The sequence below is a fragment of the Vibrio sp. R11-SG3-ISO9 genome (genome assembly GCF_059834255.1).
The window spans coordinates 54,920-70,361 of sequence record NZ_JCBDGU010000034.1; the positions used below are offsets into that span (position 1 = coordinate 54,920).

Genomic DNA, 15,442 nt, shown 5'->3' on the forward strand with positions numbered 1-15,442 from the left:
TTTATCCCACACTATGCTCGAGGCTGATTGATAAAAGCTTCTGGGCTTCAACAGCGAATTCGAGTGGTAATTCTGAAAATACGTCTTTACAAAAGCCATTCACAATCATTGAAATCGCGTTGTCTTCACTGATGCCTCGTTGGACACAGTAAAAGAGTTGGTCTTCGCCGATTCGAGATGTTGTGGCTTCATGTTCAACATGAGCGGATGGATTTTTGACTTCGATATATGGGAAGGTGTGCGCGCCGCATTGATCGCCAATTAACATCGAATCACACTGAGTAAAGTTCCTCGCACCTTCAGCGTTAGGAGTCACTTTAACCAGCCCTCGGTAGCTGTTTTGGCTTTTGCCAGCAGAGATCCCTTTTGAGATGATCGTAGAGCGCGTATGTTTCCCGATATGGACCATCTTGGTTCCGGTATCCGCCTGTTGAACGCCATTGGTTAAAGCAACTGAGAAAAACTCGCCGACTGAGTAATCGCCCTTTAAAATGACGCTCGGGTATTTCCAAGTGATTGCAGAACCTGTTTCGGACTGAGTCCAAGACATCTTGCTGTGGTGACCCTCACAAACGGCTCGTTTGGTTACAAAGTTAAGAATCCCGCCTTTGGAATCTTCTTCGCCGGAGAACCAGTTTTGGACGGTGGAGTATTTCACTTCCGCGTTTTTATGAATGATCACCTCTACCACGGCTGCGTGAAGTTGGTAGCTGTCTCGCATGGGAGCGGAGCAGCCTTCAATGTAACTCACGTAGGAATCTTCATCGGCGACAAGAATGGTGCGTTCAAATTGGCCTGTTTTGGCTTGATTGATTCTAAAGTAGGTAGAGAGCTCTCGAGGGCACCTGACACCTTTGGGGATGTACACAAAGGTCCCGTCAGAAGCTACCGCGGCGTTTAAGGCTGCAAAGAAATTGTCTTTAGGAGGGACAACGGTGCCCAAATATTGTTGAACAAGGTCTGGGTATTCTTGAATAGCTTCACTAAATGAACAGAAGATAATCCCCAGCTCTTGCAGCTCTTTTCGATAGGTGGTGGTAACAGAAACCGAATCAAAAATGGCGTCTACAGCAACTTCAGATCCTTCTCTTACTGGGACACCAAGTGCTTCAAAAGCAGTTTCTACTTCTTCGGTTAAGAACTCATTTGACCCATCGTCACTGTTGTCGTTACCAGCATTATCGCAACTTGAGCAGCTCGGAGCTGAATAGTAACTGTAATCTTGGTAGTTGAGCTCAGGGTAGTCGGCTTTGAGCCAATGTGGCTCCTCCATTTCTAGCCATTGTTGGAACGCTTTCAGGCGAAATTCCAACATCCATTCAGGTTCGTTGCGCTTTGCGGAAATCGCTCTGACAACCTGTTCATTGATCCCTTTTGATAAAGTATCTGAAGACAGCTCTGTGTAGAAACCTTCACGGTAGTGAGTACTTTGCAGCATCTCTTCAACTTCAGGCTGCGTTTCAACTGCACACATGCTTAAACTCCAAAACTCTCACCACATCCACAAAGGTTTTTTACTTTGGGATTGTTGTATACAAAATTGCTATTTAGCCCTTGACGTACAAAGTCAATCTCAGTGCCATCGACCATAGGCATTGCTTGGAGAGCGACATAAAAAACAACGTTATGAGACTCATATTTAATGTCGCCTTCTGATGGTTGTTCAATAAGGGTTACAACGTAGGCAAACCCCGTACAGCCAGAGGATTTCACTGTCAGGTGGAAGTGCTGTTTCTCACCCGCTAGTTGAGTGATTCTGCTGGCGGCATCTTCACTCAAAGTGACGCCTAGCCACTGCATGTCATGTATTGATATTTCGTTAGAACCAGAACTCGGAATACTCACCTTACTGCCTCATAGTTGATTACTGCTATCGAATGATATTGATTATCATTTTCATATCAACCATGCATTTTTTATGGTTTTTGGTGTGCAGATCAATATATTGACAAAATTAAATCTACAAATACTATATGTGCCACGTTATATTTGATAATGGTTATCATTAAGATTTAAGTGAGGTTGTACTATATGGATATCGTCGTCTACTCGAAACCACAATGTGTTCAATGCACTGCGACAGTGAAGGCATTACAGAGCAAAGGTATCGAGCATACCGTTGTTGATCTAACGCTGGATGAAGTCGCGATGGAGAGGGTTCAATCACTGGGTTATCGACAGGCCCCAGTGGTGGTGGCCAATGGTCGTCACTGGTCGGGTTTTCGACCTGACATGATCAGCGCTTTGGGACAATGATCGTTTACTACTCGAGTGCCTCAGGCAATACCCAGCGATTTGTAGAACAGCTAGGAATGTCGGCAATTCGGCTTCCTATTGAGGATGTTAAAGGGCTACCCGAGATTGAACAGCCATTCGTGCTCATATGCCCAACATATGCTGACGGAGAAGGGCGGGGAGCCGTGCCTAAGTCTGTTATACGCATATTGAATAATCCGAAAAATCGCGCATTGATTAAAGGCGTGATCGCGTCGGGAAATCGAAACTTTGGGGCGTTGTTTGCTCGTGGTGGTGCGATTGTCGCTGAAAAGTGCAATGTACCACTCTTGTACCGTTTCGAACTATCAGGAACCCAGAACGATGTTGAAATCGTTCGTGACGGGTTAAAACAATTTTGGAAACATCATGGATAACCACTTCGAGAATGAGTCTCTTGACTACCATGCTCTAAATGCGATGTTGAATCTGCTCGATGATCAAGGGGCGATTCAATTTGAGGCAGATAAGCAAGCTGCTCGCCAATTTTTCTTACAACATGTGAATCAAAATACGGTCTTTTTCCATAACTTGGATGAGAAAATAGACTATCTTCTGAGAGAAGGCTATTACGAGTCGGAAGTTATTGAACAGTATGACCGCAGTTTTCTTCATCAGATTTGGCAGCAAGCTTATCAAATCAAATTTCGCTTCCGTACCTTCTTAGGTGCCTACAAGTTTTTCACTTCCTACGCACTGAAGACACGAGATGGTAAGAGATACCTTGAGCGGTTTGAAGACCGAGTTGTGATGACGGCACTCTTATTGGCACGAGGTGATTGTGACTTTGCTCTTGCACTGATGGAGGAGATCATCCATCAGCGTTTTCAACCGGCTACGCCAACCTTTATCAACGCTGGTAAGAAAAGTCGTGGTGAATTGATCTCATGCTTTTTGCTGAGGATTGAAGACAACATGGAGAGTATTGGGCGAGCAATAAACTCTTCGTTGCAGCTGTCGCGTCGTGGTGGTGGCGTTGCACTTCTTCTTAGCAATTTAAGAGAGCAGGGCGCGCCAATTAAGGGAATTCTTAACCAAAGTTCGGGAGTTGTGCCGGTGATGAAGCTACTCGAAGATAGCTTCTCTTACGCAAACCAATTAGGTGCAAGGCAGGGAGCAGGTGCGGTTTACCTAAATGTTCATCATCCCGACATCATGCAGTTTCTCGATACAAAAAGAGAAAATGCCGATGAGAAAATTCGAATTAAGACACTGAGTCTTGGAGTGGTTATTCCTGATATTACGCTGGAGTTAGCCAAGCAAAACAAGGATATGTACCTGTTTTCCCCTCATGATGTAGAGCGTGTTTACGGCGTGCCTTTCTCGGAAATCAGCGTGACCGAGAAGTATCATGAAATGGTGGATGACCCAAGAATTCGGAAAGGGAAGATCAACGCGCGAGGTCTTTTCCAAACATTGGCAGAGATCCAATTTGAGTCTGGCTACCCATATATCATGTTTGAAGATACGGTGAATCAAGCCAACCCGATTGAGGGTCGCATCAACATGTCCAACTTATGCTCGGAGATTCTTCAAGTGAATGAGGCGTCGAGCTTCGATGATGACTTGAACTACAACCATACTGGGCGAGATATCTCATGCAACCTAGGTTCGATTAATATCGCTAAAGCCTTGGATGGTGGGCAGCTATCGCAAACCGTAGAGACGGCAATTCGAGCCTTGAATGCTGTGTCAGAGATGAGTGCCATCAATAGTGTACCGTCCATTCGAAAAGGGAATGATGAGGGGCACGCGATTGGTTTAGGTCAAATGAACCTGCACGGATTCTTGGCACGTGAGCGAATTCATTACGACTCCCCTGAAGCGATTGATTTCACTGGCAGCTATTTTGCCTGCATCTTGTACCACTGCCTCGTTGCGTCTAACAAACTCGCTCAAGAGAAAAAGAGCGTGTTCAAGGGGTTTGAAAACTCCACTTACAGTGACGGCTCATTCTTCAGTAAGTATCTAGAACAAGATTTCTCTCCAAAGTCAGAAGTCGTCAAAGCGCTATTTGAACGCCTAGATATACGTGTACCGACAGTTTCCGAGTGGAAAGAGCTGAAACAAACGGTGATGAGCTCTGGCCTTTACAACCGAAATCTACAGGCGATTCCACCTACAGGCTCTATTAGTTACATCAACGACTCTACGGCGTCTATTCACCCTGTGACCGCCAAAGTTGAGATTCGAAAAGAGGGTAAGATTGGTCGTGTTTACTTCCCTGCGCCTTACTTGAACAATGAAAATCTGGAGTACTTCCGTGATGCGTATGCCATTGGCCCTAAAGCGATTATTGATGTGTATGCCGCAGCGACAGAGCACGTCGATCAAGGCTTGTCACTAACTCTGTTCTTTGATGATGAAGTGACGACACGAGACATCAATAAAGCTCAGATCTACGCATGGAAAAAGAAAATTAAGACGCTTTACTACATCCGTATGCGACAGAAAGCGCTTGAAGGCACGCAAGTCGAAGGTTGTGTGTCTTGCTCACTGTAAATAAGGGATAAACTCAATGAAACAGATGGAATCAGGTCCAGTACGAGCAATTAACTGGAACCGTATGATAGATGACAAAGACCTAGAGATTTGGAATCGTCTAACGGTGAATTTTTGGCTTCCAGAAAAGGTGCCATTGTCGAATGATATTCAGACATGGAAGCAGTTGACCGAAGATGAGCAAACATTAACGATTCGGGTGTTTACTGGGCTGACCCTGCTCGACACAATTCAAAACTCTGTGGGGGCTCCGGCTTTGATGGAGGATGCTCGAACGCCACACGAAGAAGCAGTGTTGACCAATATCGCTTTTATGGAAGCAGTGCATGCTCGTAGTTACTCTTCGGTGTTTTCAACCTTGTGTACCACGCCACAAATTGACGAAGCATTTCGATGGGCGGAAGAAAACCCGTTACTCCAGAAGAAGGCTCAGTTGATTCTAGAAGATTACTTATCAACGGACGACCCGCTTAAGAAAAAGGTAGCGAGCGTATTTCTTGAAAGCTTCATGTTCTACTCAGGTTTCTACTTGCCGATGCATTGGTCAAGCCGAGCGAAACTGACTAATACGGCGGACTTAATCCGTCTTATTATCCGAGACGAAGCCATCCACGGTTATTACATTGGATACAAATTTCAGCTCGCTTTTCAGGAGCTGGATGAAGTTGAGCAAGCGAGAGTAAAGGATGAAGCGTACTCGCTTATGTTCTCTTTGTATGAAATTGAAACGCAATACACAGAGTCGCTTTATGACCAAGTAGGTCTAACAGAGGATGTTAAACACTTCTTACACTACAACGCCAATAAAGCATTGATGAACTTAGGCTTTGAAGCACTCTTCCCCGATGAATTATGTCAGGTCAATCCGGCAATCATGGCGGCACTTTCGCCAAATGCGGATGAAAACCATGACTTCTTCTCAGGTTCTGGCTCCTCCTATGTGATAGGTAAAGCTGTGGCGACTGAAGATGACGATTGGGACTTCTAAACAAAAATCCGAGTATTGATACTCGGATTTTTTATTGGCGATGCGATTAATTCACTCGCTGATTAGCCGATGAATTAAATGTGCTTCTTGGCTACTTCAACCGCTTTTTCAAGATCTGGAATCGTTGTCAGCTCAGGAACGCGTTGTAGGTAGACGATGGTGTTGTTCTTATCGACAACAAATGTCGTTCTCGCGAGTAACCCCAACTCATTGATCTGTGTACCCGTCTTAAAACCAAATGCGTGGTCTTTTGCATCGGATAGTAGTAATAGGTCTTCAGACAAGCACTTGTCATTCTGGAATCGGTCTAATGCAAAAGTAGTGTCTGCACTAAGCCCAATAAACTCAATCTCATTAAGTTGCTCATTGTCATACACAAAGTCAGAAAGGTCTTGAAGCTGTTGATCACAAACGGGAGTGTCGACAGAAGCCAGCACGCTAAAGATACGAACTTTTTTATTTTCTGCAGTCGTATCGTAAGCCTGATTTGTACTGGTTAACAAAGATACAGATGGCAGTTTATCACCAACAGACAGTGACTCGCCTACTAGGTTAAAGGTGGTGTCTTGGAACATAGTTAATGTTTGATTACTACCAGTTGGTGCATTGTCGCTAGTTGTTGAGAACTGACCATGACCAGCTTCAACTGTTGATGATATAGCCAGTGCACTCATTAAAAACAGAGCGTTGTGTTTAGTGAGTTTGAGCTTGTTCTTTGATGACTTAAATAGGTCGCTTAGGTTGGCAATGGTTGTGCGGTTGAGTTTCACAATGGTTTTCCTTTAGTTGATAAACAGTAGAAGAACACCAGTGTAGTGAGCGCGAAAATTTCGATATAAACAAAAATATAATTGATTCCAAATAATTCATATCTCGCAAATTCAAACAGCGATTAGGCTTGTTTCTTTTTGTGGAGAAAAGTCCTAACTCATTGTTCTAATTATTAATATCTTCATTTCTTATTAACGGTTTCAAACGGTTGATTATCAACATTCTTTTTCGAAATAGCGCCTTGATTACCTTTTCTCGAACATCATATTTGGTGGCGATGTTCAGTGACCAAAGACTTTTTATATTGGTGTCGTTTTTGTTAGGACTTGGGAAATGCGCCATTGTACTTTACCCATCAACAGAGATAGTCATCAGCGAATACTGACGTGACTGAGTCTGAATAGAACACCTTACCTTGTATACCTAAAGTGATAATTAGAAAAGCAACTGTGTAGAAAGACTTTAGATATGAGTGAGAAAGAGTGATTTGAGACCTTATCAACATAATATGTATATCGTAAGGGTGTGCGAAAAGTGTCGATTGGAGAGTGTGCTTAGAAGAGTAAGACGAACGGCATTACAGCGATTGTGTTACCCCAATTCGTGGCGCTGTCGTTGCAGCCGTTGCTTTAAGAAGCATCTTTATACTTTCTCATGAAAATGGAACGACGATTAGGGAGCGAAAACGCCATCGCAGGATGGTCAAAGGAGAGGTAACAAAAAGCCCGAGTACATTGTGCTCGGGCTTTGTCGTTTTATCTTGAGAAAAGAGACGCTGTTTTAGATAGCTTGTCGAAGTTGGAAGTAACGACCTTCACCCGACAGCAGCTCACTATGAGAGCCTTGTTCTACAATCTCACCTTGCTCAATCAAGACGATAGAATCCATCTTCTCTAGTCCAATCAAACGGTGAGTAATGAAGATAACCGTCTTGCCTTCGAAGTGCTGCTCAAACAGCGCCATGATGCTTTTCTCTGTCTGTTTATCTAGGCCTTCGGTAGGCTCATCCAACAGTAGGATAGGGGCATCGTGGAGAATGGCACGTGCAATGCCGATACGACGCTTCTCGCCACCAGAAAGCTGACGGCCTCCGTCACCTAACCATGCATCGAGTGCATTGTCTTCAAGCAGTTTCTCAAGGCCAACGCTCGACAGAATGTCTTGCAGCTCTTCGTCGCTAGCTTGTGGCTTAGCAATCAGTAGGTTGTCACGCAGGCTACCGTTGAGGATATCAACACGCTGGCTTACTACACTGATGGATTCGCGTAGCTGGCTCTCATTCCATTGGGTTAGGTCGATGCCCGCAATAGAAATCACGCCAAGTTTTGGATCCCAATAGCGAGTCAGCAACTGAATCAAAGTCGATTTACCTGAACCTGTTTGGCCGACAATCGCTACTTTGTTGTTCGCCGGAATCGATAGGTCAACTGAGTTCAATACCGTGCGCTCAGAATCTGGATACTGGAATGAAACCGCGTTGAATTGAATATCCAGCGGTTGGTCGATATCAAGCTTGCTATCGCTGAACTGAACTTCTGGTTCAGACAGAATCACTTCATTCAAGCGACGCGCCGAAGTTAACGTTTGACCTAAATGCTGGAACGCACCTGCGATAGGCATAAGCAGTTCAAAGCTCGCCATTGTTGCGAACGCCATCAATGCGATCAGCGGATCTGGTGCATTGCCACCAACGCCATCAGCCGCTAACCAAAGCATCAACACTAAAGTTAAACCGTTGAACAGCATCAATGCTGCCGACGCCATACCCGTTAGGTTGGCATTGACGAACTGGTTCGCCATCAGTTTTTGTTGCGTGTTTAGAATCGCGTTGCGGTAGCGTTCTTCAGCACCAAACAGTGTTAGCTCGCTGTAGCCTTCAATCCAGTCTAGTGTGGTAACACGTAGCTCTGCTTTGTTCTGAGTTAGCTCGCCACCGTTGCGTTGACCCAGCTTGTAGAACAATACCGGCCAGATGATCAACATGATCAATAGGATAGAGCCTAAGATTAAGCCTAGAGAGCTATCAAACCACATCAAAAATGCTGTTAGGAAGAAGATACCCAACACACCCACAGTCACCGGGCTTACCAGTCGCAGGTAGACATGGTCCATCGCATCCACATCAGCAACCAAGCGGTTAAGCAGGTCAGCATCACGCAGGTTTGAAATACGACCTGGGATAAGTGGTGCCAGCTTTTTGAAGAAGAAGATACGTAGATCAGTTAACAGCTTGAAGGTCGCATTGTGGCTCACCACACGCTCACCCCAACGGCCAGCGGTACGGCTCATTGCAAGACCACGCACGCCACCACCTGGCAACATGTAGTTAAAGGTTTCACGAGCGATCGTCAGGCCAGCAACCGCAGAAGCAGAAATGAACCAACCAGACAAAGTCAACAAACCGATAGATGCGGCTAAGGTTAAGAAGGCAAGTAGCATGCCCAAAGACAGCCCAAACCAATGTTTCTTATACAGTTTCAGGTAAGGCAGTAAATCACGCATCTAAATTACCCTCATTATCTTGTTGAGCCAAATTCGCGTTTAGCATCTCTTCAAACAGACCGCCAGACTGAGACAGTTCATTGAAGTTGCCTTGCTCGACGAGCGTACCGTCGCGCAGAACTAGGATGTTGTCTACCGATTGCAGCGGCGCAAGTTGGTGCGTCACGAGTAGGGCAGTATTGTTTTGGATGCGGTTGTTGATGCCTTGCATGACCAGTTTTTCACTGCGCGTATCTAGGCTGGCGGTTGGTTCATCCAGTAACCAGAATTGACCATTTTGAATCATCGCACGAGCAAGCGCTAAACGTTGTGACTGACCGACAGACAGGCCGCCTGAGCGATCCGAGATTATGTAATCCAGTCCGTGCTCTTGAACAAACTCATCCGCGAAAGATTGCTCTAGCGCTTGTTGAACAGTTTGATCACTGATGTCTTGCTTACCTAGCGTGACATTGTCACGGATAGTGCCGTGCAGTAGCAGCGGATTTTGACCAACCCAGCTGATTGCTTTACGCCAAGACGCAAGATCAAGCTCTCTTAACTCAACACCATTGATTTTCAAGCTTCCTTCATAAGGCATGAAACCAAGAATAGCATTGATCAAACTTGTTTTACCCGCACCACTTGGGCCAACAAGGGCAGTGGATTGCTGAGTATTAAGCGCAAAACTGATAGGGCCAACTAACTGCACACCCTCTGGGCTCAGCACTTTTAGGTCTTGAGCTTCAATGGATATTCCAGCGTCGCTGTTTAGCTGCGTATCACCTGATTTTACTTTGTTGATGTCTGTTTCTAGGAACTCAACAATGCTCTCTGCAGCACCTACCGCTTGTTGCTTAGCGTGATAGAAGGTACCCAGATCGCGCAGAGGTTGGTAAAACTCAGGTGCAAGAATCAAAATAAATAGACCTGCGAACAGAGTCACCCCAGCACCGTAGTGGCCGAAGTTCAGCTCACCAATGTAAGTGAAGCCGAAGTAAACCGCTGTCATTGCGATAGAGAGCGACGTGAAGAATTCTAGAACCGCAGAAGATAGGAAAGCGATCTTCAATACATCCATGGTGCGCGTACGGAACACTTCCGATGCACCGTGCAGCACTTCTGTTTCCGCTGATGTGCGGTCAAACAAGCGAATCGTCGTCATTGATTGTAGACGGTCGTAGAAGTGACCAGACAATCGTTGCAGCGCCTTAAAGTTCTTGCGGTTGGCATCGGCTGCCTTCATACCCACCAGTGCCATAAAGATAGGAACCAGTGGTGCAGTGATTAGGAAGATAAGACCGGCTGCCCAGTTCACTGGGAATACCACCACCAAGATAACAAACGGAATCATCACCGAAAGAGACATCTGAGGCAGGTAACGCGAGAAAAAGTCTTGCATGTCTTCGACTTGCTCTAGAAGCAGCGTTGCCCATGTGCCTGCTGGCTTGCCTTTGATGTAGGCTGGGCCAAGCTCTCGAAGCTTATCGAGAATCAGCTGACGGATATAAACACGAACTTGCTCACCACAACGGTAACCGGCGATCTCTCGCCCCCAAGTACAACCAGCTCGACCAACAACCGACAGAGCCAGACCTGCAAAATGGCCGACTAGCTCAGATTTATCGACATGTTCGATAATCAGTTGATGAAGAATAGAGGCGAGAAGGGCAGCTTGCGCCACCAAGAACACGCTTGAAAGTACGCCAAGGCCAATAGCAATCATGAGCCAGCGCTTTGCGAGGCCGCTTTGTTGCTTAAGCCATTTATTCAAGCTGCGTTGTTTTTTCTTATCCATTATGAAGGCTTAATGATAATTATTATTCGGTTGAGGGCGGCTAGTATACAAAAGAAAACCCCGTGGATATACCACGGGGTTCTAGGGAATTATAACAAAGTGTATTTAAACTCAGTATTTAACGTGCCAATCGGCAAAATTGAAAACTGAGGTTTTACTTATCGGTCAGTCCGTCTAGGAAACGTTCCGCATCAAGTGCCGCCATACAGCCTGTACCCGCTGATGTGATAGCTTGACGGTAGTTGTGATCCATTACGTCGCCCGCAGCAAACACACCTTCGATACTGGTTTGTGTCGCGTTACCTTCTAGGCCAGATTGTACGATGATGTAATCGTCCTTCATTTCTAGTTGGCCTTTGAAGATGCCAGTATTTGGCTGGTGGCCGATAGCGATAAACGCACCCATTACATCGATATCTTCTGTCTTGTCAGACTGAGTATCTTTAATGCGAACACCTGTTACACCCATGTCGTCGCCAAGAACTTCGTCTAGGGTGCGGTCAGTGTGAAGTACGATGTTACCGTTCTCAACTTTGTCCATTAAGCGCTTAACCAAGATCTTCTCTGCGCGGAATGTGTCACGACGGTGGATTAGGTGAACTTCAGACGCGATGTTTGAAAGGTAAAGTGCCTCTTCAACGGCTGTGTTACCGCCACCAACTACTGCAACTTTCTGGTTACGATAGAAGAAACCATCACATGTAGCACACGCTGATACGCCACGGCCTTTGAATGCTTCTTCAGATTCAAGACCTAGGTATTTCGCTGAAGCACCCGTCGAGATGATCAGTGCATCACAAGTGTACTCACCTGAATCACCTTTTAGTGTGAAAGGACGCTTAGATAGATCAACTTCGTTAATGTGGTCGAATAGGATTTCAGTTTCAAATCGCTCGGCGTGCTCTTTCATACGCTCCATAAGACCCGGACCTGTTAGGCCTTCTGCATCGCCAGGCCAGTTTTCAACTTCAGTGGTTGTTGTTAATTGACCACCTTGCTGCATACCGGTAACAAGAACTGGGTTTAGGTTAGCACGAGCTGCGTAAACAGCAGCAGTGTAGCCGGCAGGGCCAGAACCAAGAATCAATAAATTACAATGCTTTACGTCGCTCATGAGGACTCCGAGGTTGAATTCGTTTTTATCTATAATCGCTGATGATTGTATGGAAAATATGAGGGCAATTAAAGTTTTAACAAGGGCGCAAATGTAATTAATCGTTATAGGTTAGAACTTAACCGAGACAAACGTTGTCGTGGCTGGGAGAACGGTAAGAACATTCGGGGGAGAGGGCGGACTACGATAACAGACCAAAGCTTAGAAGCTGGATAACTAGACGAAGTTGGAAGGTCTTGGAAAAGCTTCATGGTGAAGAATACCAACAAAACTTAGTAAATGTAATCGAACTTGAAACAGCCTGTACTAGTGTTAAACCTTCTTTTGTATTCCTGTTGGGTTTATCTAATTTTTCACTTCCTTAGAGTGAGTCGCTACAGGTGGGGAATGTATACAGAATTTTGTATAGGTCAAGGTTGTATCAATCGACAAATCTATAATATTCAATTAGTTTTTGTGGGATTTGTTTGTTATGTTGTGGCGTTATGTGCTAACGAATACATATGTTAAATGATTTGGATAGTCAAAGGTAACTTCATTTGTATTTGTTTATCTAAATAGCTTTGTAATATGGTTGGAATTTGATTTGATGAACTATGAGAAGATTTTTGTAAGCTACAGCTGGGATAGCCAAAAACACCAAGATTGGGCTAAAACTTTGGCGGATAGATTAGAAGAATATTTTGAAATAAGTGTTACGTTTGATCAGTATGACTTGGATTCATTTTCAGATAAAAATCTTTTTATGGAAAGAGCGGTTTTTGATACTGACTTAATATTACCTTTGATAACAGAAGGCTATACAGAAAAAGCCAATAATAGAACCGGTGGCGTTGGTATTGAAACATCATTGGCAGTATCTCGGTTTTGGGATGAAAATTTGGGGAGTGGGAATAGTAATATTATCCCTATCTTACGAGAAGGTGATCATGTACCTCGTTATCTTAGAAATAAATTCTATATTGACTTTAGGAATGATCAAGAATTTGAAAGATCATTTACCAAACTTCTTGATCACATTAAAGGTAAGTCCAAGTCTACTAGGCCTACAAAGAAATATTCTATAAATGATAGAAATATTGTTCAAAATATAACGCGTATCGAAGACTTTCTTAAAATAAACTATAAAAATAGAAAACTGCTTTTTGATAAGTCACAAACTAAAGATTATTCAAATGGTAATAAGATTAATTTTGAACTTTGGGAAACCAAGTCACCGCAAATACAATATTATTTATTTCTATTTAATAATATTTCTCTGGATAAAACTGTAGCTAGAATATGTGAGCTTGTTAAAGCTTATGATATTAACCTTAAACAAATAACGGTATTAAAACTCAACAGCAGCAAAAAAGGTTATTTGTCAAAACTATTTAAAGAAAATAAATTGAATATTGTTTTGACTGAGCTTACTTATTCAGACTATATTTGGGAGTATTGTATTGACGAAGATGCCAAAAGTGATATAGGAATATATACAAGACCTAATTTTATTGATCAACCATTAGTGACTAATGATGGAAATAAAACTGAGTTAGGACCTGCGTATGATTATCTTAAAAAACAGTTAACACAGGATGTTCAGTCTACGGCTAACGTTATTATAGCGCCAGGTGGAACAGGTAAAACAACATTATGCTCAAATTTGGCCAGCTTTTACCAGAAAGAAAGCGATGCAGTGACTGTATTTATTGAATCAGAAGAAATGAAAAAGTCTTCTAAATTACTAGTCAGAAGAAATATAAAAAGTGTGTTTGATCTTTATGACGCGTACTCATCCGTTTGTATAAACTCTGAAGATGAGTATGTGTTTAATAAAACTACATTTGAGTTATCTATATTGACAGGTAGATTAGTTCTAATAATTGATGGATTGGATGAGTTAATACCAATTTTTCATGATGGATTTGATGTCGATTTGTTCTTGAAGTCAATTGACGATCTAAATAAAGAAATGACTTCGTCAAAAGTAATCATTACTTCAAGAAATGACGTTATTTCTGAAGAATTGGTTTCAAAATACTCAAACTTAAATAAATATACGCTATTAGGTTTTGATGTTGATACGTGTCAAAAGTACTTTGAAAAGCGGTTTAAACGTCACGATAAAAGTGACCAAATGATAAGAGCTGCAAAGGCAAATGTAACCCCTTTAATCTCGAAGGACGAAAATCAACGAATACTACCTTTCATCGTTGATCTGCTATCTGGTATTGTTGAGGATTCAGGGCGCGAAGAACATCAACGTTTTGAGTTGTCTTTCAAAGATAAAGACTATGAGAGTAATAAAGAACTTACTGACTATTTAGTTTATTCAATATTAAGGCGAGAATCTGTAAGACAGTCTATTGAGATATCTATAAGTGAAGTTTTGGATATTTTCTTGGAGTTGGCAATATCACATAGTGACAAATTCCCAATACAGGACTTAAAAAATATCATTGATGTCTATTATCCTGAAGTTGCGGAAGATTTAACAGATAAGCTAATTAGGAACCCCCTTATTTCTGTTGAGAATAACATGTGCAACTTTAAGTATGATTTTATATCTGATTATTTTAATACTATAAGCATAATTCAATATATTAACAGCAATTCTAAGAATGAAGAATTAGTAAAACTAATAGCGAAACATGCGTATGGTGAAAGTAATGTTTTCAAAGATGTTTTGAAGTACTTTCAGAATGATAAAGAAAAAGCAATATCTTTGGTTGGTCTAGTTATATGTCAAATAAAGGGGACACTAAACTTTGATGATGTGTTCCATAAGGATGACTATCGTTTTCGAGCCATTTCATTCTTAGTAAACCTGCTTCTAGAACTAAATAAAACAATGTCTAAACAAGACAGGACCAGTTTGTTAAAATCAATATTTGGTGATGGTAGCTTATTTTTCTTAGCGATCTACGGCGATGGTAAAGCTGTGGATTTTTCCGATCTACATATTTCAAACTCAAGGTTTATAGGTTACAAGAATTTCACTTTCTCTAAATTTGAAAATACAAAATTTTCCAATTGTGTTTTTGAAAATGTTAATAATTCAAATGTACCTAATAATTTCGACTCTGTAATATTTGATTCATGTCAAATGGGTGATTTAGATGTTGTCGTTGAAATGTCAAAAACTAGAATCAAAGAAAACAGAGCTTTAGTTGAAAAAGAGCTAAGAACATTCTTCACTTCTTTCTTTAATAGGGCTAGATTTATAGACCAAAAAAAGTCATATGTGAAGTTTTCTGATAAAGTAAAAGGCATTAATGTAAGTTTTTTTGAAAGTTTAATATCAAAAGGTGTTATAGAAGTTAAACTAGAAAAATCGGATGAAACATACTATCAAGTATGTTCATCATATCATGATAGTGTTTATACTCTTATTATGAATAATGCAGTTGATGAAAAGATGAGAAGCATTGTTGAGTCGCTAATTTAAATACAATGGAAACCACGAATTAATGCTCGTGGTTTCTATTCTAGACTATTTTGTTAGGCATAGGCGATATACCTTCTTACTATA

General features: G+C 42.4%; 11 protein-coding genes. 5 read left to right on the forward strand and 6 right to left on the reverse strand.

All coding sequences use genetic code 11. The annotated features are described in order from the left end of the window. Position 1: 1 nt before the first annotated feature. Positions 2–1,474, reverse strand: a complete 1,473-nt coding sequence (sufB, locus tag AC6R05_RS10755) for a Fe-S cluster assembly protein SufB (RefSeq protein ID WP_500647345.1) — start codon at positions 1,472–1,474, stop codon at positions 2–4. Between the two features lie 2 nt (positions 1,475–1,476). Next, positions 1,477–1,845: an iron-sulfur cluster assembly accessory protein gene (locus AC6R05_RS10760; protein WP_150894963.1), complete on the reverse strand. Its 369-nt coding sequence runs from the start codon at positions 1,843–1,845 to the stop codon at positions 1,477–1,479. A gap of 186 nt (positions 1,846–2,031) precedes the next feature. On the opposite strand from AC6R05_RS10760, the gene nrdH reads away from it, so the two are divergent. Genes nrdH through nrdF form a run of 4 tightly spaced genes read left to right on the forward strand, consistent with a single transcriptional unit; the run spans position 2,032 to position 5,764 of the window. Further along, positions 2,032–2,256: a glutaredoxin-like protein NrdH gene (nrdH, locus tag AC6R05_RS10765; RefSeq protein WP_150894961.1), complete on the forward strand. Its 225-nt coding sequence runs from the start codon at positions 2,032–2,034 to the stop codon at positions 2,254–2,256. Beyond that, positions 2,253–2,651, forward strand: a complete 399-nt coding sequence (nrdI, locus tag AC6R05_RS10770) for a class Ib ribonucleoside-diphosphate reductase assembly flavoprotein NrdI (RefSeq protein WP_500647346.1) — start codon at positions 2,253–2,255, stop codon at positions 2,649–2,651. Before nrdH ends, nrdI begins: the two co-directional genes overlap by 4 nt. Next, a complete protein-coding gene (nrdE, locus tag AC6R05_RS10775) occupies positions 2,644–4,776 on the forward strand; it encodes a class 1b ribonucleoside-diphosphate reductase subunit alpha (protein ID WP_500647347.1) in 2,133 nt (710 codons plus the stop codon). Before nrdI ends, nrdE begins: the two co-directional genes overlap by 8 nt. A 16-nt stretch (positions 4,777–4,792) precedes the next feature. Continuing rightward, positions 4,793–5,764, forward strand: a complete 972-nt coding sequence (gene nrdF, locus AC6R05_RS10780) for a class 1b ribonucleoside-diphosphate reductase subunit beta (RefSeq protein ID WP_500647348.1) — start codon at positions 4,793–4,795, stop codon at positions 5,762–5,764. 74 nt (positions 5,765–5,838) lie between these two features. Here the strand turns inward: nrdF and AC6R05_RS10785 are convergent, their stop codons facing one another. The 4 genes from AC6R05_RS10785 to trxB all read right to left on the reverse strand — a co-directional run bounded on the left by AC6R05_RS10785 (position 5,839) and on the right by trxB (position 11,928). Continuing rightward, positions 5,839–6,534: a redoxin family protein gene (locus AC6R05_RS10785; protein ID WP_500647349.1), complete on the reverse strand. Its 696-nt coding sequence runs from the start codon at positions 6,532–6,534 to the stop codon at positions 5,839–5,841. A 781-nt stretch (positions 6,535–7,315) separates the two neighbouring features. Further along, positions 7,316–9,037: a heme ABC transporter ATP-binding protein/permease CydC gene (cydC, locus tag AC6R05_RS10790; RefSeq protein WP_500647350.1), complete on the reverse strand. Its 1,722-nt coding sequence runs from the start codon at positions 9,035–9,037 to the stop codon at positions 7,316–7,318. Beyond that, complete coding sequence (cydD, locus tag AC6R05_RS10795) at positions 9,030–10,814, reverse strand: heme ABC transporter permease/ATP-binding protein CydD (protein WP_500647351.1); 1,785 nt, start codon at positions 10,812–10,814, stop codon at positions 9,030–9,032. Before cydD ends, cydC begins: the two co-directional genes overlap by 8 nt. Positions 10,815–10,968: 154 nt before the next feature. Then, positions 10,969–11,928 carry a thioredoxin-disulfide reductase gene (gene trxB, locus AC6R05_RS10800; protein WP_032549248.1) on the reverse strand — a complete coding sequence of 320 codons (960 nt, stop codon included), beginning with the start codon at positions 11,926–11,928 and terminating at the stop codon, positions 10,969–10,971. Positions 11,929–12,517: 589 nt separating this feature from the next. On the opposite strand from trxB, the gene AC6R05_RS10805 reads away from it, so the two are divergent. After that, positions 12,518–15,358, forward strand: a complete 2,841-nt coding sequence (locus AC6R05_RS10805; protein WP_500647352.1) for a TIR domain-containing protein — start codon at positions 12,518–12,520, stop codon at positions 15,356–15,358. Positions 15,359–15,442: the final 84 nt, after the last annotated feature.